Below are 19,601 nucleotides of genomic sequence, written 5' to 3' on the forward strand. Positions count from 1 at the left end.
TGAGCCTCCCCAACTGAACTGGTCCACCGCTATGTTTAGGAAACGGAGGACCGAGAATGGCAAACAAGCGACCCAAGCCAGAAGAGATTGTCTCGAAGTTACGGCAGGTTGAAGTTCTGATGGGTCAAGGAATGTCCCGCCTTGATGCGATCAGACAGATCGGCGTTGTTGAACAGACCTACTATCGCTGGCGCAAACAGTATGGCGGAATGGGCGTAGATCAATTGAAGGAACTGAAGCGGCTGCAGAAGGAAAACGAGCAACTGAGAAGAGCTGTATCTGATCTGACTTTGGATAAATTGATCCTGAAGGAAGCTGCTCGGGGAAACTTCTAAGCCCCGTTCGCCGTCGCGCTTGCATCGATCACGTTCGAAGCCAATTCAAGGTATCGGAACGCAGGGCCTGTCGGGTTCTTGGGCAGCATCGCTCCACACAAAGGCATATCCCGAAAGGCCCTGCAGATGAGGATCGTTTGGTTGCCGATATGATCGAACTGGCCAGACAGTTTGGCCGCTACGGCTATCGTCGGATCGCTGCTTTGCTCAGAGAGGCAGATTGGTCGGTCAGTGATGGCCGTATCGAACGGCTCTGGCGGCGAGAGGGGCTGAAGGTTCCAGCAAAACAACCGAAGAAAGGGCGGCTCTGGCTGAATGACGGATCATGTGTTCGGTTGAGGCCCGAGTATCGGAACCATGTCTGGAGCTACGACTTCGTGCATTGTCGGACAGATGACGGAAAGGTCTTCCGGACGCTGAACATCATTGATGAGCACAGCCGAGAATGTCTGGCGATCAAGGTGAAGCGCAAGCTGAACTCGACAGACGTGATTGATGTTTTGACAGACCTGTTCATCCTGCGTGGCTCGCCTACTTTCATCCGGTCGGATAACGGCCCTGAGTTCGTTGCGCAGGCAGTCCGGGACTGGATCGCCGCCGTCGGAGCGAAGACCGCCTACATCGAGCCAGGATCACCCTGGGAAAACGGATATTGCGAAAGCTTCAACGGGCGGATGCGAGATGAACTGCTCAATGGTGAAATCTTCTACAGCCTGCGCGAAGCACAGATCCTGATCGAACAATGGAGAAAGCACTACAACACAAAGAGACCCCACAGTGCGTTGGGCTATCGCCCACCAGCCCCGGAAACCATCATACCAATGGAACACAGGCCAATCATGCACTAACAATCAATTTGGACCAGTCAGATGAGGCTGCTCAATGAATATTGCCTGTGTCCTCGGCGATCTCGGAGAACTAGAGCAGAATTCGAAGAGACTCTGGGAGGCTATGGACGCGTACGAAGCCGTACTTGCTCTCCGCACGATAAAAAATAACCCAGAAGGTTGGGCGGCAACCCATGCAAATATCGCGATTTGTTGCCGTAGTCTTGCACGATTGACGGGCGATAGCACACTGTTCGATCGAGCTGAGGCTTCTTACGAAAAGGCGCTCCAGGTCAGAGCTCCGGGAAATGCAGCGTATGATTGGGCGAATACTATCGGCGGGCTTGGAGAACTGGCGCTAGATCGCTTCGCACTTGATCCTGACCCGGCACTACTGGAAGTAGCTGAAAAGCGTCTGGCTGATGCGAAGTCAATCATGTCAAAATCAGATGAAGTTCTAAACAGCCGGATCGACGATCTACTTGAAAAGACCAATGAGATGCGAAAACAAGGCGGCATTGTGTGAAAGCAGTTCCAAGTTTGAAACTCTGTTTTCTAGCATTGGGGCTGTCTAGGGATTTGATTTTTAAGAAAGAATTTCATTCTGGGAAGCGGGCGAAATTTTTTTGAGCTAGGTCCAAGTTCGGGAACGCGATTTCAGGAGCCTGCCCGTCACCGCGGCTAGGTTATAATCCTATTTTACAGGGCTTTCAGGGGTGTTTGAAAGTTTGCAACGGGAGGTGTCCTGATTTTCCCTTCAGGCGCCATACCGGCCATTTTGCCGGGTATTGAAGGACAAACGCGCCGAGCCTCATTCCAGGTTCAAACCTTTCTGAAAGCCCCATTCTATATGGCCTCATCCGGGTTCTTCCGGCTTCATCCGGGTTCTTCCGGTACTGCAATATCAAGTGTCTCCTAACATCGTTTTTGATTTTTTCCTGATTTTCAGAGCTTTTCTGGGGGTGTTTTCCCCTCTCTGGAACGGGCCTTGGGGCGGCAGAGGTCTTTAAACGCCCTTTGAACGGAATTTGAACTAGCGGTGGCATCAATCGGTACAGACCACCAAAGGCGAAAATTCCGCTTCACTGCCGGGGACGTAGCCTCCAGCCTGCAGACGTCGGAGGCCAAACCAAAAGTGCTGTTTCGGTAATTCGGCAGGTGAAACAGGCGGGTTTTCCTGTCCGGGGTCAAGCTGGTGCGCAATTGAGCCATTGACGCGCCGGGGACGCCGGAACAGTGTCAAGGCATGAGCACTGCACTGAAAATTTCCCGTATTCCCCGGCCCTTCGACCCTGAACTCGGCGCCGAGGCGCGTGACCTGGTTCCGGCGCTTTCCGGGGATCTGGCGAACCTCGTAGCGGGGGCCTGCGGTTCGAGCCCGTATCTTAAGGAATTGACGGCACGTGAGTCGGCTTGGCTGCCGGAGGCGCTGCAGGATCCCGCAGCGGCACTGGAGGCGGTCTTTGACAACTGCCGGGCGCTGGGGGGGGGGCAGCTGAAACCGGGGCTGCGCCAGGCCAAGCGGCGGATAGCGCTGCTGACAGCGCTTTGCGATCTGTCCGGGGGCTGGAGCCTGGAACAGGTGACCGGGGCGCTCACCGATTTCGGGGCGCTCTGCGCCGATGTGGCTATAAAGGCGGAAATTGCCGCTCTGATCCGCCGAAAGAAGCTGCCCGGGCTGACAGAGAATGACGCAGAGACGGCGGGCGGTTTAACCGTTCTGGCGATGGGCAAGATGGGCGCGCATGAGCTGAACTACAGCTCGGACATCGACCTGATCTGCCTGTTTGATGAAACCCGGTTCGATCCGGATGATTTCTATGAGGCGCGCCAGGGCATGGTGCGGGCCACCAAGAACATGAGTGCTGCGCTCAGCGACCGCACTGGCGATGGCTATGTGTTCCGCACCGATTTGCGGCTGCGGCCCGATCCGGCGGTGACGCCGGTGTGCCTGGCGATGGAAGCGGCAGAGCGCTACTACGAAAGCCTGGGCCGCACTTGGGAGCGGGCTGCCTATATCAAGGCGCGCCCCTGTGCCGGCGACATCGCGGCGGGGGAGCGGTTCCTGAAAACCCTGCGCCCCTTTGTCTGGCGGCGGCATCTGGATTTTGCCGCCATTCAGGACGCCCACGACATCCGCTTGCGGATCCGCGAGAACAAGGGCACCGGTGGTGCGCTGTCTGTGCCCGGACATGACATGAAGCTGGGCCGCGGCGGCATCCGCGAGATTGAGTTCTTTACCCAGACCCGGCAGCTGATCGCCGGCGGGCGCGACGAGAGCCTGCGCCTGCGGGGCACGGTAGAGGGGCTGGCAGCGCTGGCAGAGAAAGGCTGGGTGCCGCAAGAGGCCGCAGAGCAGCTGAGCACCCATTACCGCGCCCACCGCGAGGTGGAGCACCGCATTCAGATGGTGCATGACGCCCAGACCCACCGGATGCCGAAATCCGAGGACGGCATTGCCCGGGTGGCCTGCCTGATGGACCGGGACCCGGATCAGCTGCTGGCTGGGATCAGGGCCCGCCTGGAAGAAGTGCATGAGCTGACCGAGGGCTTCTTTGCGCCGGGCGGCGGGCCTGCGCCGATACCGGATGACACGGCCGAACTGGACGGCGCCATCATTGCCCGCTGGCCAACTTATCCTGCGCTGCGTTCAAACCGCGGCGCGCAGATCTTCGAACGGCTGAAGCCCGAGCTGCTTGCCCGCGTTGCCAAAACCGCCAAGCCGGCTGAAACGCTGGTGGCGCTGGACGGCTTCCTTGCGGGCCTGCCGGGCGGGGTGCAGCTGTTTTCCCTGTTTGGTGCTAATCCACATCTGATTGACCTGCTTGTCGACATCGCCGGCACCTCGCAGGAGCTGGCCAGCTTTCTGTCGCGCAACTCGGCTGTGTTTGATGCGGTGATCGGCGGGTCGTTCTTTGACGATTGGCCAAGCCGGGCGCGGCTGCTTGCCGATCTGAAGCACCGGCTGGCGCAGGAGAGTGACTATGAGGCCCGGCTCGATACCGCCCGCCGCTGGTGCAAGGAGTGGCACTTCCGTGTCGGCGTGCACCACTTGCGTGGGCTGATCGACGGGCACCAGGCGGGGGCGCAATACGCAGAATTGGCCGAGGTGGTGATTGCCTGCCTTTCGCCCGAGGTGGTGGCGCAGTTTGCCCGCAAGCACGGGCCGCCGCCGGGCCGCGGCGCGGCAGTGCTGGCGATGGGATCGCTGGGAGCCGGGCAGATCAACTCGCAATCCGACCTGGATGTGATCGTGATCTACGATCCCGGCGACGCCGAAATGTCCGAGGGCAAGCGGCCGCTTGCCACGCGGCCCTATTTCGCCCGCCTGACCCAGGCCTTTGTCACCGCGCTTTCGGCACCGATGGCGCAGGGACGGCTGTATGAGGTCGACATGCGCCTGCGCCCCTCGGGTACACAAGGCCCGGTGGCCGTCAGCCTCAAGGGCTTCACCCAGTACCAGCAGAACGAGGCCTGGGTTTGGGAGCATCTGGCGCTGACCCGCGCCCGGGTGGTTGCCGGCGAGGCCTCTTTGGCTGCTGAAATCGAAGACTTCCGCGCCGGTTTCCTGCGCCAGCCGCGGGAGCGGGCCAAGGTGCTGGCGGAGGTTGCGGAAATGCGGGCACGGCTGTCGGCGGCCAAGGCGCCCTCCGGTGTTTGGGATGCCAAAAACGGGCCTGGCCGGATGATGGACATCGAGCTGATTTCGCAGGCTGGCGCGCTGACGTCCGGTTCGGTTGCCCGTGATGTGGCTGCAGGTCTGCGCGGCGCTGTCGCTGCCGGATGGCTGAGTGACGCTGACGCAGAATACCTGCAGGCCAGTTACCGCTTATTCTGGTCCGTGCAAAGCGCAGCGCGGCTGCTCTCCGGCAAGGCCATCGAGGCGGACAGGATCGGGGAGGGCGGGGCGCAGTTCCTCTGCCGCACCACCGGATATGCCCGGCTGGACGCGCTGGAGCAGGAGCTGCAGGCCCGCTACACACGCTGCGCTGCGATCATTGCAGAGGCCTTGGAAAGGGATAAGGCGGATGAAGGGCAGCACTGAACAGGACCCGCGCGGTCTGATCTATGAATCCTACCGGATCGAGGGCATTACCGATGCGCAATGCCGCAGCATCTTCTTTGACTGGGCACTTGGCATGGACGCGGCGCGCGACAGCCGCGCCGATATCCAGGCGCTCTTGGAGATGTACGGCAACGACCAGCCGGAACACCCGATGACTGCGGTGCTGCGCGACGGTCTGCAAGGCGCGGAAAAACCGCGCCGCCGCGGCGGCTGGCGCTCGCGCGACCGCTGACAGACCGAGGTGAATGGCCGGGGCAAAAGTTACCCGGCCATAAACATTCGTTAATTTTTCGCTAAATTGGACTGAAATTGTCCCATTTCCGCCCCGATTGAGCGGCACCTTGCCCTTGACCCAGACGCCGGGCACTCACCGGCGAGCGGTTGAAGAATGGTAAGGAGCAGCCCAATGAAGATCTTCCGCAGCCTCGCACTTGTCTCTCTTGGATTGATGGTTTCCGCCTGTGCCTCGGTCGACGTGCCGTCGCGCAACTTGCCGTTCGAAGCGACACCCGATGCGGCAGTGAGCGTGCCGGAGGGCTATGAAACCCTGCCGCAGATCGACCCGCTGCCTGCGCTGCGGGTCAGCAGCGTCACCGTTTCGGTGCCGCGCAGCCTGACGGTCTCCGAGGCCAACAGCTATCTGCCCAAGGGCGACATCGTCTGGCGCGAGGATCCCTTTGGCGACCGCTACACCCAGGTGCAGGCCATCGTTCAGCGCGCCATGGAGGCCGGCAGCACCGGGCTGGAAGGTCCGATTGATGCGGCGCTGAACGTTGAGGTGCAGCGGTTCCACGCGCTGACCCAAAAGGCCCGCTACACCACCGGCGGCATTCACGCCATTACCTTCAAGATGCGGCTGACCGATCTGGCCACCGGCGCGCTCTTGCGCCCGGAAAAGGTGGTCGAGGCTGATCTCAAGGCCTTTGGCGGTGCCCGCGCTCTGGAAGCGATGTCGCGCGGCCAGACCCAGAAGGTGCGCATCACCGGCCATCTGGCCAATGTGATCCGCCAGGAGCTGACCAAGCCCGGCAGCTACCAGAACCCCCGCCTGGGCTTGCTGCAGGCGTTCCAGTAACCGGGCGGGCCGCGGAAAACTTCTTGCCAAGAGGGGCCAGGCGGCCCCTTTCCCTGTTGCGGGCTTAAGGATAAGAGGAGGCCATGACAGCCTCCCCTGAAGCGCCGCAGCGCCCCCGCGTGAAAATGAAGCCCAAGTCGAACGCCCGCGCCATCCGGCACGGGTTTCCTTGGGTCTATGCCAACGAACTGGTCACCGACCGCCGCACCCGCAAGCTGGCGCCGGGCACACTGGCCGTGCTGGAGGACGAAGCGCAGCGGCCCCTGGGGCTGGTCTCGGTCAACCCGGACAGCAAGATTATCGCCCGGATGCTCGATCGCGACCCGGAGGCGGAGATTGACCAGGCCTGGTTCGCGGCCCGCCTGTCACGCGCGCAGGAGATGCGCGAGCGGCTGTATGATGCGCCGTTCTACCGTCTTGTTCATGCGGAATCCGACGGGCTGCCCGGCGTGGTGATCGACCGTTTCGGCGCTGCCTGCGTGGTGCAGCCCAACGCCGCCTGGGCCGAGGCGCATCTGGACGCGCTGACGGCGGCGCTGGCGGATGTGACCGGCGCGGAGGTGATCCTGAAAAACGCCTCCGGCCGCACCCGCGGGCTGGAAGGCCTGGATGACGTGAACAAGACCCTGCTGGGCGAGGCGCCTTCGGCACCGGTGCCTGTGCTGATGAACGGTGCCACCTATATGGCCGACCTCACCGGCGGCCAGAAAACCGGCCTGTTCTTCGATCAGCGTGAAAACCACGCCTTTGCTGCCCGCCTGACGGCCCCTGGCGCCAAGGTGCTGGATGTTTTCTCCCACGTGGGCGGCTTCGGCCTGGCGATGCTGGCAGGCGGGGCAGGGGCCGCCGCCTGCGTTGACGGCTCTGCCGCGGCGCTGGAACTGGCCGCCCATGGCGCCGAGGCCAGCGGCTTCAAGGACAAGTTCACCGCCCGCCAGGGCGACGCCTTTGACGTGCTGGCCGCACTGAAGGAAGAAGGCGAAAGCTTCGATGTGGTGATCTGCGATCCGCCCGCCTTTGCGCCCTCCAAACAGGCGCTGGAGGCAGGTCTGCGCGCCTATGAACGCGTCGCCAAACTGGCAGCCCCTCTGGTCAAACCCGGCGGCTACCTCGGCCTCTGTTCCTGCTCCCACGCGGCGGATCTGGCCAAATTCCGCAATGCCTCCGCCCGCGGCATCGGAAAATCGGGCCGCCGTGGCACGCTGATCCACACCGGATACGCAGGCCCCGACCACCCGCAGCTGCCCCAGCTTGCAGAAAGCGGCTACCTTAAGGCCGTGTTCTTCCGGCTGGACTGACGCCAGTGAAGCTGCTTCTCGATACCTGCGTCCTTTACCCGACAGTTATGCGCGAGATGCTGCTGGGTGCGGCAGGGCTCGGGCATTTCACTCCGCTCTGGTCGGCGCGCATTATCGGGGAATGGGAGCGTGCGGCCCTGAAACTCGGCCCTGAAGGCGCCGCCCAGGCCAAGGCGGAAACCGCCTTGCTGCGCGCCCAGTGGCCGCAGTCCGAAGTGGCGCCGTCACCGGGCACCGAAGCCCGCCTCTGGCTGCCAGACAGCGCTGACATCCATGTCCTGGCCGCCGCCATTTCCGGCCACGCTGACGGGATCGTGACAGTCAACAACAAGGATTTCCCCCGCCACACCTTGGCCGAAGAAGGCCTGGAGCGCTTCGGCCCGGACGAGCTGCTTTACCGCTTCTGGCTGCAGGACGGTGCTGGCATGGAAACCCTCGGATCCCAAGTGCTGGCCGAGGCCAACCGCTTGTCCGGCGGCGGCTGGGAGATCCGCCCGCTTTTGAAAAAGGCCCGCCTGCCGCGTTTAGCGAAAGCTTTGTCCAGCTGACATAAAGCCCTGCAGCTTTGCTGCTTTCCTCTTGCAGGAAATATCCCGGGGAGTTTGAGGGGCTGGCCCCTCAAGCCAAAAGCGCTCTCAGCCTTTGGCCCATTTGTCTTCCAGCCGTTCCAGCGCCTCGATCCGTTCTTCGGTCTTGGGGTGGCTCATCAGCCAGGCAGGTGCCATGCCGGCCCGTGCCTGGGTCAGATCCTCCAGCTTCAGAAACAAGCTCTTCTGCGGCGCCAGCCCGATCCCGGCCTTGGTCAGCAGCGCTGCGGCATACTCATCCGCCTCATATTCATCCCCGCGCGACAGCCGCGCCGCAATCAAATTGGTCAGCACGCCGGCAATCCACGGGCCAACAATGGGGATATAGCGGCCCAGAATCATCATCAGCGCGGTGCGCAGCGCGTTCTGGCCGGAGAAGTCGATCATCCGTTTCTTCGCGTGCCCCAGCGCCACATGCCCCAGTTCATGGGCAATCACCGAGGCCATCTCCTCAGCGCTCACCTCGCCGTTCTGGTACTTGCGGTAAAAGCCGCGGGTGATGAAGATCCGCCCGTCGGGAGCAGCCAGCCCGTTGACCGGGTCGACCTCGTAGATATGCACTGGAATACGGGCGATGCTGAGCGCCGCCGCCAGCCGGTCGGTCAGCGCCTTCAACCGCGGGTCTGCCAGCTCGGTTGAGCGCTGGTCCAGCTCGCGATGCGTGCGCCAGACAGAAATCCGGTACATCACAAGGCCATAGGCGACGGCCAGCAGGATCGGCATGAGGCGCAGCATGGTTTAGATATGGGCGGGAACGGGCCGCAGCGCAAGCCTGCCCGTTCCCTGTCCTTCAGGACGCCAGCCAGAAATAGAGCGGCAGGCCGATGGTGATGTTGAAGGGAAAGGTGACCCCCAGCGACAAGGTCAGGTAAATTCCTGATTCAGCTTTGGGCAGGGCGATCTTCATCGCTGCCGGCACCGCGATGTAAGAGGCCGAGGCCGCCAGCACCATCAGCAGGAACAGGCTGCCGCTGCCCAAGCCCGCCGCCCAGCCTGCGCCATAGGCCAGCAGTGCGCCAATGACCGGCATCAAGGCGCCGAAGACAAACAGGCCCGGCGACAGCATTTCGCGGTTCTTGATCAGGCTGCGGCCTGCCGACAGGCCCATGTCCAGCAGGAACAGGCACAGAATGCCGGTAAAGGGTGTCACGATGAAGGGCGCGATCAGCTCCATGCCCTTGCCGCCGGTGATGGCGCCAATCGCAAAGGCGCCCAGAAGCAGCACAACCGAGCCATTGGCCAGCAGCTCGCGCCAGAACCCCTCAGGCCGCTGGCCATTGCTTCCGGCGCTATGGGCCAGCCAAAGTGCCGAAAGGATCGCTGGCACCTCCATCGCAGCGGCCACCGCCACCATGTAGCCATCATAGGCCACCCCGGTCAGTTCCAGCAGGCTGGTTGCGGTCACGAATGTCACGATCGAGATGGAGCCGTAGTGGCCGGCAACGGCCGCGGCATTCAAGCAATCGAGCTTGGTTAGCACCCGCAGCAATCCGAAGGCGATGAAGGGGATCAGAAAGGACAGGGCCACTCCCGCCAGAATGGTCAGGAACAGATCCTGGCTGACGCCGTGCTCGGCCAAACTCGCGCCGCCTTTGAAACCGATGGCTAAGAGCAGGTAAAGCGACATGAATTTCGCCGCGCCTTCCGGGATCGACAGATCGCTGCGGGCAAAGGCTGCGATCAGGCCAAGGGCAAAGAACAGGATTGTGGGCACCAGCAGGCTGCTGGACAATGTTTCAAGGGCGGTAGGCATCGGTCTCTCCGTTCCAGAATTTCCGCCCTGATGAATTGCACTGCAGCATAGCTCCAATATATTGTATCTAACAATTACATAGATTCAGGCTATGAAATGCGTCCCACACTGCGCCAGCTGGAATACATCGTGACCGTCGCCCGGCTGGGTCAGTTCGGTTTGGCGGCAGAGGCGCTGAACGTCAGTCAGCCCAGCCTCTCGGCCCAGATTGCAGCGGTGGAGGAGGATCTGGGCGCCCGGCTCTTTGAACGCGGCCGGGCCGGAGCGCAGCCTACGGCCAAGGGCACTGAGGTGATCCGCCGCGCTCAGCGGATCCTGGGAGAGATGGATGACCTGCGGGCTTCTGTTGCGGGCAGCGTGCCTTTTGGCGGGCGGCTGCGCCTGGGGGTCTTGCCCTCCATCGGCCCCTATCTGCTGCCGCGGGCGGTGCGTGCCATCCACCAGCGCCAGCCCAGTCTGCGGGTCATCGTGCGGGAGGAAAACACACGCGACCTTGAGCAGGGGCTGAAAGCGGGCCGCTTCGACATGATCATCTCAACCCCCGAGGATCACCCCAACACCAGCCAGATCCGGCTGTTCAACGAACGCCTCTGGATTGCAGCGGCGCTGGACGACCCTCTGGCCAAAGACGAGGGGCCGGTGGACGGCAGCAGCCTGAGGGGGCGGAACTTTCTGACGCTGGACAGCGGCCACCGTCTGTCGCGGATCGTCTATGCGCTGGCCTCGGGCTGCGGAGGGGTGGTGCCGGATGACTACGAGGGTACCAGCCTTGACTCAATCCGGCTGATGGCGGCCACCGGCGCCGGCGTTGCAGTCTTGCCCGAGCTTTACACTTTGCGGCAGCCCAAGGGGCACAGCGAGGTGGTTTTCCGTCCGCTTCAGGCCGAAGGCGCCAGCCGCGACATCGCACTGTTGCAAAGGGCAGGGGAGGAGAACCTGGCCGGCACGGAGCTGATCAGCGGGGTGCTGCTGGAAGTGGCGGCAGGTTTCGGACTGCGCACTGGTGCACCGTCCGAAACCTGACCGCCAGCCCCTAGGGCCCCGGCCCTAGTTCATTCCCAGTTTTCCTGGGAATTCGATATTGATCTCCAGACTCGACAGCTCGTCGCCGCGCTCCATGCGGATGTCGATAGCTTCGTCGCCGATCTGCATATGGCGGCGGATCACGTCCAGAATGTCGCGTTGCAGTTGCGGCAGGCAGTCCGGGCGGGCGCCGCCGCTGCGCTCATGCGCCAAGAGGATCTGGAGGCGTTCCTTGGCAGTGCTGGCCGAGGCTTTGCGGGGGCGGAGGGAAAAGCCGAACATGCTCACGCGGTCCTTCCGAAAAGGCGTTGCAGCAGGCCGGGGCGCCGGTCGGCGGCAATGCGCATTTCGATCTGCTCGCCGATCATCCGGCCCACCGCGTCCTCGTAGGCCGTTCCGGCAGCCGACGGGTCGTCCAGCACGACCGGCACGCCGAGGTTGGAGGCACGCAGGACTGCAGCGCTTTCGGGGATAATGCCAAGCAAAGGCACCGCCAGGATCTCCAGCACATCCTCCACCGGCATCATCTCTCCGCTTTCGATCCGTGCCTTGTTGTGGCGGGTGATCAGCACCTGCGCCTTCACTGGCTCGGCGCCTTCCTTTCCTGCACGCTCGGTGATGCTGTTCAGAAGGCCAAGCACCCGGTCGCTGTCGCGGACCGAAGAAACCTCGGGGTTGGTCACCACAATCGCCTCATCGGCAAAATACATTGCCATCTGTGCGCCGCGCTCGATCCCGGCCGGGCTGTCGCAGATGATATAGTCGAAGTCCTGGCGCAGCTCCTCCAGCACTTTCTCCACGCCTTCGCGCGTCAGCGCATCCTTGTCGCGGGTCTGCGAGGTCGGCAGCACAGACAGCGTTTCCAGCCGCCGGTCGCGGATCAGCGCCTGCTTCAGCTTGGCATCGCCCTGGATGACATTGATGAAGTCAAAGACCACCCGCCGCTCGCAGCCCATGATCATATCGAGATTGCGCAGGCCGACGTCGAAATCGATCACCACCGTTTTATGGCCGCGCCGGGCCAGTTCGGCACCCACCGCTGCCGAAGTTGTCGTCTTGCCCACGCCGCCCTTGCCCGAGGTGACGACAATCACCTTGCCCAGCGGCGCTTCCGGTATCAGGTCCTTGCTCATTGCCCTGCCTTTCTTAGTCTATTGCCTCGACGCACAGCCGCTCATCACGCAGGAACACCTGCGCCGGGCGGCCTTGCAGTCCGGGCTCCAAAGTCTCGCTTGTCCGGTACAGCCCGGCGACTGCCAGCAGCTCAGCCCTCAGGCTGCGGCAGAAGATGCGGGCGCTCTCGTCGCCTTCCGCACCTGCCATGGCGCGGCCCCGCATCGGGCCGTAGACATGAATGCTGCCGCGCGCGATCAGCTCGGCACCGGAACTCACCGGCCCGACCACAATCAGATCGCCGCCCTCGGCCACCACCGACTGGCCCGAGCGCACCGGCTCGGTGATCAGGCGGTTTTCCGGCGGGCGCAGCTTCTTGGAAATTTCCTTGCGCAGCCCAGGTCCGGTGTTCAGCGGCGCATCCTTGCCGCTGGCGAGCGTAATCAGCCCAGCATCCTCGGCTGCGGCCTCCTGCAGGGCGGTGGCATTTTGCACCCCGAATACTGCCAGCCCGCGGCTGCGCAAACTGTCCGCCAGCGCCCGCAGCTGGGCCGGGCGGCTGAGGCTCGGTGCCTGTGCCAGATCCAGGATCAGCGGCGCGCCGTCAAAGAAATGCGGGCTCCAGCGCAGCTGCGCGTCGAGGGCTGCATAGAAGGCCTGGTCCAGCGGCCCTTCTTCGGGACGCAGGGCCACGGCGGTGAAGTAGCGGCCGCGGATCTGGAACGGCTTCACGCTGGCGGCGGGGGCGCCGCCACGGGGTTTGATGTCTTGATGCGGCACGCTCACGCGATGCTCCTGCTCGGGGATGGCGGCCTTTATGTGCCGCGCCTTTTCCTCTTGCGTAGCGTTCGGAAGGCGCGCCGTTCAACCGGGCTGTGGCAGACTCGGCGGACATGCGCCGGATGCCGCATCCAGCGGCGGATTTCCGCAAGCGGACTGCTTGCGGTTGCATGCCGGGCGGCCGGGACGGCGGCATTCCGCCGTCCTGCGGGGCTGTTTACAGCCGCAGCGTTTCCGACTTGCCGGTCATTTCAAAGTCCCAGACCGCCGACCATTCGCCGCCGTTGCGCTCCAGGATCAGATAGTTCCGCTCGGCGGCGTAACGGTCCGGCCGGCCGGGGATTTTGCGGATCCGGATGGGATGGCCTTTGAGCGGCGCGTCCCCCAGCCATGACAGCATCCCGAGCACCTTGGCCCAGGCCCGGGGCGGTGCCCTGTGGGCAATGCCCGAGGCAACCAGCTGGTGCAAAGTCTTGCCGCCGCCAAGGGTCATTTCGCCCCGGGTGGCCAGATGGATCTCGCCCGATACGGCAGTGACCTCCTGCTCCGGTCTGGCGGCCATGTCCCGTATCAGCCGCAGCATCCGGCGCCAGGAGGCCCGGTGCGCCCGGCTTTGCCACTGGTCGCGCAGGTCGTCCTCGTATTTCTGCATCTTCGGGGTCAGCACCATTAGAAGCTCCAGGATGGACAGCCGGGGCCCCAGCAGCGGCACGCTCGACAGGATGAAGGTGCGTCCCGGTGCGCTCTGTTCCGCGGCGGCCTTCATCATCTGCCAGCCGCCCCGCGCCATCACCCGGCGGCGGCTGCGTTCCGAGCGCAGATCAGGCGCCAGCAGCCGCAAGCCCGGTGCCTCTATGCTCCAGCCCAGATGGGTTCCGTCCGGGCCGGCAAACCGCGGCGGCAAGTCTCCATCCACGCAGCCGTGCTGAAAAAGCAGGGCGGCTTCACGGGCGGCGGAAAACAGCGTCTGGCCCACCGGCGAATAAGTGCGCGAACGGCGCAATGAGCCCCAGCCGTCGCAGATATCATGATCGTCCCATTGCATCAGCGACGGTACCCGCGCGGCAATCCAGACAAACTCCGGAGCGCTGTAGACCGCCAAATAGCGCTGCATGAAGCGTTCCCGCAGGTGATCCCGAAGATCCGCCAGGTCCTCCCGCGAGGGATCGCGCGGCAGCTTGTCCGGCCAGTCATTGCTCAACGGATGGCCGTCGGTCACCTCATCCGCGTAAACCTGATCGCCGCCATGCAGGAGCAGCGAGAACGGGTTGCGGGCGTGCTCCTCGCCCATCCGCGCCCACATCGCATTGCGCTCCGCCCCGTCGCGGTCCAGATCGCCATGCTCCTCGCCGTTGCAGGAGGCGTAGGCGATCCGCATGTTTCCACCCAGGCCGGCGGTTTGGAATTCGTCCCCGTTCCACTGGTATTTGGAGGGGCGGTCTGCAGGCAGGCTGAAGCGGGCGCGATGGACCGAGAGTTCCGGGAACTCAGAAAGAAGCACCGGGTAGGTTTCGTTCCCATCGGTTCTGATAGGCGGCACGGCCTTTCCCTTGGGCGCAAGGAAAAGCGCCGCAAGATGCATGCGCCCGTCGCGGACGTGGTCAAGGATCAGGATCGGGCTGATTGTGGCACCGTCTTGAATACTGCTCATGGTCAGCAGAGCTAAGACCGGAAAGAACTTGCGACAAGTGCCGTGCGCTACTTTTCGATACTAGCTAGCTAAAGTTTCCCCAGAAATGCTTGGCATGACTTCGAGCTAGTCTTCTTATTTCGCCATAGTTCGGTTGGCCAACACCAAAACAGAGCCAAACAGCTTCGCTAAACTGTTCTGCTAACGTAACGACGTTTTGAATATCCTCGAGTTCTAGCTTATTGTTTGAAATATACTTTCTATTGGAATGGCTCAGTAGGTTGTCTCTAAAGTGCTTTAGGCGCTTTAAAGCGGTCTTGTGATGGCTTCGGCTGACCTTGAGTGCATCAATGGTTGCGTTGTGTGGAGACCCATTTCCAACTTCTTTCAAAAAAGCATCGTAACAAACAATTCGGTTTGTGTCTGAGAAACCATCAAATTGTCTTGCAAGAGCAGCTGTGGCATCTCTCAGCAAGGAGCCAGAGATCGTAACGTAGGCGTCAGCCAAGCCGGTGTGGTCAAACTTTGAAAGTAGGCTTTCGTTATCATTTGCTGCTTTGAAAGTCTACAAAGCGCGTATGGCTGTAGTTGTGTTTTGGTGGACTGTCTCTGCAAATGTTTTCTTTTCTGCCAAATCCATTTCGTATTTCACCGGCTCAGCTCCCGCATGCCGCGCTCCAGGCCGTCGAGCGTCATGGGCACCATCCGGTCCTCGAAAATCTCCCGGATCATGCCGATCGAATGGGTGTAGTCCCAGTATTTCTCCGGCACCGGATTGATCCACAGGTTTGATGCCCATGCCTCGCGTGCACGCTGCAGCCAGACCTGGCCGGCCTCCTCGTTCCAATGCTCGTTGGCGCCGCCGGGATAGGCGATCTCGTAGGGCGACATCGAGGCATCGCCCACGAAGATGCATTTGTAATCCGGACCGTAAGTGCGCAGAACCTCATGCGTGGGAGTTTTCTCGTTCCAGCGCCGCCGGTTGTCGCGCCACACGCCTTCATAGAGGCAATTGTGGAAGTAGTAGTATTCCAGATGCTTGAACTCGGCCCGGGCAGCGGAGAACAGCTCCTCCACCACCTGGATATGCGGATCCATCGAGCCGCCCACGTCCAGGAACAAGAGCACTTTCACCGCATTGTGCCGCTCAGGCCTCGTTTTCACATCCAGATAGCCGTGCTCGGCGGTGGAGCGGATGGTGCCGTCCAGGTCCAGCTCCTCCTGCGCGCCCTCGCGCACCCAGCGGCGCAGGCGTTTCAGCGCCACCTTGATGTTGCGGGTCCCGAGCTCGACATCACCGTCGAGGTTCCTGAACTCGCGCTTGTCCCAGACCTTGACCGCACGCTGGTGGCGGCTTTCTTTCTGACCGATGCGCACGCCCTCGGGGTTGTAGCCATAGGCGCCAAATGGCGAGGTGCCCGCTGTCCCGATCCACTTGTTGCCGCCCTGGTGGCGGCCCTGCTGTTCTTTCAGGCGCTCTTTCAGCGTTTCCATCAGCTTGTCAAAGCCGCCAAGCGCCTCGATCTCGGCCTTTTCTTCCTCCGAAAGATGTTTCTCCGCCATCTTGGCCAGCCATTCTTCGGGAATGTCCACAGCCTGCATCACCGCCTCGGACGGGATGGCCTCCAGCCCCTCGAAAGTGGCGGCAAAGGCGCGGTCGAACTTGTCGATGTTGCGCTCGTCTTTCACCATCGCCGCCCGGGCGAGGAAATAGAACGCTTCGATGTCATAGGTGGCCAGCCCGGCCTTCATGCCTTCCAGAAAAGTCAGGTACTCGCGCAGGGATACCGGGATCGCTGCTTTGCGGAGATTTTCAAAGAAGGGCTGGAACATCGCGGGGGCCTCCGGCTCGGGTTACGCCAGCACCCGGTGCGCCACGATGGTTGCCAGCAGGCCGAGAATACCAAATACGATGGCATAGACAGCCCCGTATTGCAGCATGTCCAAGGTGTTGCCGCCACGTTTGCGGGCCTGAAACGCGCCGGTCAAAGCGCCCAGCAGCACGGCTGCGATTACGATCATGGTCTTTTCCGTTTCCTAAGTTCAGCCGGTCCGGGCGTCAGGGGGCAGAGGGGCGCAGCGCGGCGATTTCCTCAAGCCTGGCCTCGACAATCCAGTCCGGGCCAAAGCCGTAACGCGCCCATCCCAGGCTGTCCAGCCTGACCCGGCGGGCTTCGGCATTGCGGTGTTCAAGTTCCAGCGCTTCCGCCTGCAGCATCAGCAGCGTTGACAGCAGGGCCGCGTTTTCATGCGCCGCGGCGGACTGCGCTGCAGGCAGCAGGCGCGCAAGGGCAGCAGCGCCACGGCCGTGCGCGATGTCATAAGCGGACAGCTGCACCGCAAGCTTGGCCATATGCATGCTGGTTGCGGGCAGGCCTGCGAGATAGTTTTCGGCGGTCCGGAAATGCTTCTGGGCCAGCTCGGGCTCACGCACATGCAGCATCCGGCCGAGCGTATAGTGGCTGAGGGCGCGGCGGTGGTCCTGCCAGCCCAGGTCGCGGGCGATCTCCGCAGCTCGGTTTGCGGCCCGCAGCCGCTCCTTCAGCGAAGATTGCGGACCCAGAGCCTGCTCCAGAGCGGTCACCCAGGCTCGCGGTGTTTCTGCCAGCCATTGCGCAGGAATCCGTTCGCCAGCCGGATTCAACCGGGCCAGTATTGCAGGCAGGCGGGCTGCGACTTCGCTTCTGCTCATGCCGGTGCGCAGCTCCGGAGCATAGCCGGCGCGCAGGATCAGCATGTCAAAGCCGGTCAGAACGGCGTGGATGTTATCGTCGTTGAAAATCGAATCCGGCAGCCGGTAAAGATCGTTCAGCGGGCCGATTGCCTGGGCCAGTTCCTCGTGCAGGCAGTCGCGCACCTCCTGCGGGCTGACGTCATTGGGGATGAACACTGCCAGCTGCTGGCGGTTGCGCAGCAGCGACCAATTGGTGCGGGGCGCGCGCCGGTTGCGGCGGAATTCGGCCAGCGACGAGACGTTGGGCACCACAAAGCAGGCTGCCTTGGGCAGGGCGCGGCGGATCTCAGCCCGGCTCACGGATTCGATGGTGATGTTTGCCGCCCCGCCGGAGACCTGGCGGATATCAATTCCGGCCTCGCCCTGCAGCCGTGCCAGCAGCCCGTTCAAGTCCCGTGTGAAGTTTGGCGCCGGGTCGCCGGTGACGCGCAGTGTGATCGGCTCCTCGAAGCGCGTGAACTGGGGCAGGGTGCTGCCGCCCTCCAAGGCGAAATGCAGATCCAGGAAGTCCCGCGCGATATCCGCATTGGACCGCTGCGGCGGGCTGGGTTTGCGTGCGGTGAAAACTTTGACCGGCGGCAAGGAGGCAGGTGCAGCCACTGCCCGGGTCGGCGCCTCAGCCCGCGGAGGAGGCATCGAGCAGGCGGCAAGCGCCAGCATGGACAGGCCGGCTGCGGCTCCGCGCAAAACTCGCCTCGTGCAGAGGCCGCGCCAGAGGGCAGCGGGAAAACAATCCGGGGCGGCTTCAGCAGGCAATCAGGCGTCTCCTTCCGGCCTGGCTGTTGGCGCCCGGCTCCATTCCCTCTGATAGGGGAATGCGGCAGCAATTTGAAGCGAAACAGGCAGGCGCCGGGCAACGCGCCTGCTCCTGCGGTTTCCGCCTGCGCCGTCAGCGCCGCCCGCGCGCCATGAAGGCCAGGCGTTCGAACAGATGCACGTCCTGCTCGTTCTTCAGCAGCGCGCCGTGCAGCTTGGGCAAGGCATTGGCGCCGTCGCGGGCAATGTCCTCCGGGCTCAGATCCTCGGCCAGCAGCAGTTTCAGCCAGTCGATCACCTCGGAAGTGGAGGGTTTCTTTTTCAGCCCTTGCGTCTCGCGGATCTCGTAGAACTGAGTCAGCGCCGCGGTCAGCAGCGCCTCCTTGATGCCGGGATGATGCACCTCAACAATCTTCTTCATCGTCTCCGCATCCGGGAAGCGGATGTAGTGGAAGAAGCAGCGGCGCAGGAAGGCGTCCGGCAGCTCCTTTTCGTTGTTGGAGGTGATGATCATGATCGGCCGGTGCTTGGCCTTGACCGTCTCGCCGGTCTCGTAGACGTGGAACTCCATCTTGTCGAGCTCTTGCAAGAGGTCGTTGGGGAACTCGATGTCGGCCTTGTCGATCTCGTCGATCAGCAAGACGACTTTCTCGTCCGCCTCAAACGCCTCCCACAGCTTGCCCTTCTTGATGTAGTTCTTGACGTCATGCACGCGCTCTTCGCCTAGCTGGCTGTCGCGCAGGCGGCTGACCGCGTCATATTCATAAAGGCCCTGCTGGGCGCGGGTGGTGGATTTCACGTTCCACTCGATCATGCGCAGCCCCAGGGCCCCGGCAACCTGCTTGGCCAGCTCGGTCTTGCCGGTGCCCGGCTCGCCCTTGACCAGCAGCGGCCGCTCCAGCGTCACTGCCGCATTGACCGCGACCTTCAGGTCGTCTGTAGCGACATATTCCTTAGTGCCCTGAAATTGCATATCTTTCCTGTTCCGGTCCTGATTGGTGCCGCAGCGCCCAGTTCTTAGCACGCTTTTAACCAAACCTCGCCACTATTGTGTAGTGACATTCCTTCCCGATAGGGATAAACGCTGCGGCAGAGGGGGAGCCACAATGTTCAGGTACCAATTATGACCAGCATTATGGGCCAGACCGAAGGAGCCGAAATGAAGCAAGAAGTGTTTCTGCCGGACGACTACCGCCCGGCCGAAGATGAGCCGTTCATGAATGACCGGCAGCTTGAGTATTTCCGACGTAAACTATTGGAATGGAAGCAGGAGCTTCTGGCGGACAGCCGCGACACCATTGAGGGGCTGCAGGATAACACCCGCAATATCCCGGATGTCGCCGACCGTGCCAGCGAAGAAACCGACCGCGCACTGGAGCTGCGCACCCGCGACCGCCAGCGCAAGCTGGTCGCCAAGATCGACTCGGCCCTGCGCCGCATCGACGAAGGCGAGTACGGCTATTGTGAAGTGACCGGCGATCCGATCTCGCTGAAACGCCTGGACGCACGTCCAATCGCAACCATGAGCCTGGAAGCGCAGGAGCGCCACGAGCGCCGCGAAAAGGTCCACCGCGACGATTGACCGCCAGCTTTGGCGGCAAAAATGAACAAATCCAAGACGCCG

20 protein-coding genes are annotated in these 19,601 nt (G+C 62.5%); 9 read left to right on the forward strand and 11 right to left on the reverse strand.

Going from position 1 to position 19,601, the window contains the following annotated elements; all coding sequences use genetic code 11:
- The first annotated feature begins 56 nt into the window (after positions 1-56).
- From RA19_RS06780 to RA19_RS06810, 7 genes are all read left to right on the forward strand, one after another.
- Positions 57-1,183 (forward strand): IS3 family transposase gene (locus RA19_RS06780; RefSeq protein ID WP_152615706.1). Its coding sequence is split into 2 segments (ribosomal slippage): positions 57-321 and positions 321-1,183, totalling 1,128 coding nucleotides; the frame shifts between segments, so codons are not numbered across the junction.
- 34 nt (positions 1,184-1,217) lie between these two features.
- Positions 1,218-1,688 carry a hypothetical protein gene (locus RA19_RS06785; protein WP_039160893.1) on the forward strand — a complete coding sequence of 157 codons (471 nt, stop codon included), beginning with the start codon at positions 1,218-1,220 and terminating at the stop codon, positions 1,686-1,688.
- 720 nt (positions 1,689-2,408) lie between these two features.
- On the forward strand, positions 2,409-5,207 hold the full coding sequence (locus RA19_RS06790) for a [protein-PII] uridylyltransferase family protein (protein WP_039160895.1): 2,799 nt from the start codon (positions 2,409-2,411) through the stop codon (positions 5,205-5,207).
- Positions 5,191-5,460 (forward strand): hypothetical protein, encoded by a 270-nt coding sequence (locus RA19_RS06795; protein ID WP_039160897.1) that lies wholly within the window; start codon positions 5,191-5,193, stop codon positions 5,458-5,460. Before RA19_RS06790 ends, RA19_RS06795 begins: the two co-directional genes overlap by 17 nt.
- 174 nt (positions 5,461-5,634) lie before the next feature.
- Entirely contained in the window at positions 5,635-6,303 is a 669-nt protein-coding gene (locus tag RA19_RS06800; protein ID WP_039160899.1) for a DUF6778 family protein, read from the forward strand.
- An 83-nt stretch (positions 6,304-6,386) separates the two neighbouring features.
- Positions 6,387-7,601 (forward strand): RSP_2647 family RNA methyltransferase, encoded by a 1,215-nt coding sequence (locus RA19_RS06805; protein ID WP_039160901.1) that lies wholly within the window; start codon positions 6,387-6,389, stop codon positions 7,599-7,601.
- A gap of 5 nt (positions 7,602-7,606) precedes the next feature.
- Positions 7,607-8,149, forward strand: a complete 543-nt coding sequence (locus RA19_RS06810) for an RSP_2648 family PIN domain-containing protein (protein ID WP_039160903.1) — start codon at positions 7,607-7,609, stop codon at positions 8,147-8,149.
- An 87-nt stretch (positions 8,150-8,236) separates the two neighbouring features.
- Here RA19_RS06810 and RA19_RS06815 read toward each other — a convergent pair whose 3' ends face one another.
- Both RA19_RS06815 and RA19_RS06820 read right to left on the reverse strand, forming a co-directional pair.
- Positions 8,237-8,923 carry a M48 family metallopeptidase gene (locus RA19_RS06815; RefSeq protein ID WP_039160905.1) on the reverse strand — a complete coding sequence of 229 codons (687 nt, stop codon included), beginning with the start codon at positions 8,921-8,923 and terminating at the stop codon, positions 8,237-8,239.
- A gap of 55 nt (positions 8,924-8,978) precedes the next feature.
- Positions 8,979-9,941: a sodium-dependent bicarbonate transport family permease gene (locus RA19_RS06820; RefSeq protein WP_039160907.1), complete on the reverse strand. Its 963-nt coding sequence runs from the start codon at positions 9,939-9,941 to the stop codon at positions 8,979-8,981.
- A gap of 96 nt (positions 9,942-10,037) precedes the next feature.
- Between RA19_RS06820 and RA19_RS06825 the strand changes: the two genes are divergently transcribed.
- Positions 10,038-10,964, forward strand: a complete 927-nt coding sequence (locus RA19_RS06825) for a hydrogen peroxide-inducible genes activator (protein WP_039160910.1) — start codon at positions 10,038-10,040, stop codon at positions 10,962-10,964.
- A gap of 24 nt (positions 10,965-10,988) precedes the next feature.
- Here the strand turns inward: RA19_RS06825 and minE are convergent, their stop codons facing one another.
- The 9 genes from minE to RA19_RS06865 form a co-directional block, all read right to left on the reverse strand.
- Positions 10,989-11,246, reverse strand: coding sequence for a cell division topological specificity factor MinE (minE, locus tag RA19_RS06830; RefSeq protein ID WP_039160912.1), 258 nt, complete (start codon positions 11,244-11,246; stop codon positions 10,989-10,991).
- Positions 11,247-11,248: 2 nt separating this feature from the next.
- Positions 11,249-12,097 carry a septum site-determining protein MinD gene (gene minD / locus RA19_RS06835; RefSeq protein WP_039160913.1) on the reverse strand — a complete coding sequence of 283 codons (849 nt, stop codon included), beginning with the start codon at positions 12,095-12,097 and terminating at the stop codon, positions 11,249-11,251.
- 13 nt (positions 12,098-12,110) lie between these two features.
- Positions 12,111-12,863, reverse strand: a complete 753-nt coding sequence (gene minC / locus RA19_RS06840) for a septum site-determining protein MinC (protein WP_039160915.1) — start codon at positions 12,861-12,863, stop codon at positions 12,111-12,113.
- 211 nt (positions 12,864-13,074) lie between these two features.
- Positions 13,075-14,508 carry an alkaline phosphatase D family protein gene (locus RA19_RS06845; protein ID WP_039160917.1) on the reverse strand — a complete coding sequence of 478 codons (1,434 nt, stop codon included), beginning with the start codon at positions 14,506-14,508 and terminating at the stop codon, positions 13,075-13,077.
- A 64-nt stretch (positions 14,509-14,572) separates the two neighbouring features.
- Positions 14,573-14,995 carry an AbiU2 domain-containing protein gene (locus RA19_RS26490; RefSeq protein ID WP_152615707.1) on the reverse strand — a complete coding sequence of 141 codons (423 nt, stop codon included), beginning with the start codon at positions 14,993-14,995 and terminating at the stop codon, positions 14,573-14,575.
- Positions 14,996-15,135: 140 nt separating this feature from the next.
- A complete protein-coding gene (locus RA19_RS06850; protein ID WP_039160919.1) occupies positions 15,136-16,320 on the reverse strand; it encodes a vWA domain-containing protein in 1,185 nt (394 codons plus the stop codon).
- Between the two features lie 21 nt (positions 16,321-16,341).
- Complete coding sequence (locus RA19_RS26935; RefSeq protein ID WP_039160920.1) at positions 16,342-16,509, reverse strand: hypothetical protein; 168 nt, start codon at positions 16,507-16,509, stop codon at positions 16,342-16,344.
- Positions 16,510-16,546: 37 nt separating this feature from the next.
- Positions 16,547-17,881, reverse strand: coding sequence for a DUF2927 domain-containing protein (locus RA19_RS06860; RefSeq protein WP_082020471.1), 1,335 nt, complete (start codon positions 17,879-17,881; stop codon positions 16,547-16,549).
- A gap of 229 nt (positions 17,882-18,110) precedes the next feature.
- Entirely contained in the window at positions 18,111-18,950 is an 840-nt protein-coding gene (locus tag RA19_RS06865; protein ID WP_039160925.1) for an AAA family ATPase, read from the reverse strand.
- Between the two features lie 186 nt (positions 18,951-19,136).
- Here RA19_RS06865 and dksA point away from each other — a divergent pair, with 186 nt between their 5' ends.
- The gene (gene dksA / locus RA19_RS06870) at positions 19,137-19,559 is read left to right on the forward strand and encodes an RNA polymerase-binding protein DksA (protein ID WP_039161623.1); all 423 of its coding nucleotides are present in this window, start codon (positions 19,137-19,139) and stop codon (positions 19,557-19,559) included.
- Positions 19,560-19,601 lie beyond the last annotated feature (42 nt).

The sequence above is a fragment of the Leisingera sp. ANG-M1 genome, assembly GCF_000813745.1.
In the GTDB taxonomy this organism is placed as follows: domain Bacteria; phylum Pseudomonadota; class Alphaproteobacteria; order Rhodobacterales; family Rhodobacteraceae; genus Leisingera.

Coding starts and splice junctions, on each gene's coding strand:
- RA19_RS06785 (WP_039160893.1), top strand. CDS start 1,218: ATGAATATTGCCTGTGTCCTCGGCGATCTCGGAGAACTAGAGCAGAAT.
- RA19_RS06790 (WP_039160895.1), top strand. CDS start 2,409: ATGAGCACTGCACTGAAAATTTCCCGTATTCCCCGGCCCTTCGACCCT.
- RA19_RS06795 (WP_039160897.1), top strand. CDS start 5,191: ATGAAGGGCAGCACTGAACAGGACCCGCGCGGTCTGATCTATGAATCC.
- RA19_RS06800 (WP_039160899.1), top strand. CDS start 5,635: ATGAAGATCTTCCGCAGCCTCGCACTTGTCTCTCTTGGATTGATGGTT.
- RA19_RS06805 (WP_039160901.1), top strand. CDS start 6,387: ATGACAGCCTCCCCTGAAGCGCCGCAGCGCCCCCGCGTGAAAATGAAG.
- RA19_RS06815 (WP_039160905.1), bottom strand. CDS start 8,923: ATGCTGCGCCTCATGCCGATCCTGCTGGCCGTCGCCTATGGCCTTGTG.
- RA19_RS06820 (WP_039160907.1), bottom strand. CDS start 9,941: ATGCCTACCGCCCTTGAAACATTGTCCAGCAGCCTGCTGGTGCCCACA.
- RA19_RS06825 (WP_039160910.1), top strand. CDS start 10,038: ATGCGTCCCACACTGCGCCAGCTGGAATACATCGTGACCGTCGCCCGG.
- minE (WP_039160912.1), bottom strand. CDS start 11,246: ATGTTCGGCTTTTCCCTCCGCCCCCGCAAAGCCTCGGCCAGCACTGCC.
- minD (WP_039160913.1), bottom strand. CDS start 12,097: ATGAGCAAGGACCTGATACCGGAAGCGCCGCTGGGCAAGGTGATTGTC.
- RA19_RS06845 (WP_039160917.1), bottom strand. CDS start 14,508: ATGAGCAGTATTCAAGACGGTGCCACAATCAGCCCGATCCTGATCCTT.
- RA19_RS06850 (WP_039160919.1), bottom strand. CDS start 16,320: ATGTTCCAGCCCTTCTTTGAAAATCTCCGCAAAGCAGCGATCCCGGTA.
- RA19_RS26935 (WP_039160920.1), bottom strand. CDS start 16,509: ATGATCGTAATCGCAGCCGTGCTGCTGGGCGCTTTGACCGGCGCGTTT.
- RA19_RS06860 (WP_082020471.1), bottom strand. CDS start 17,881: ATGCTGGCGCTTGCCGCCTGCTCGATGCCTCCTCCGCGGGCTGAGGCG.
- RA19_RS06865 (WP_039160925.1), bottom strand. CDS start 18,950: ATGCAATTTCAGGGCACTAAGGAATATGTCGCTACAGACGACCTGAAG.
- dksA (WP_039161623.1), top strand. CDS start 19,137: ATGAAGCAAGAAGTGTTTCTGCCGGACGACTACCGCCCGGCCGAAGAT.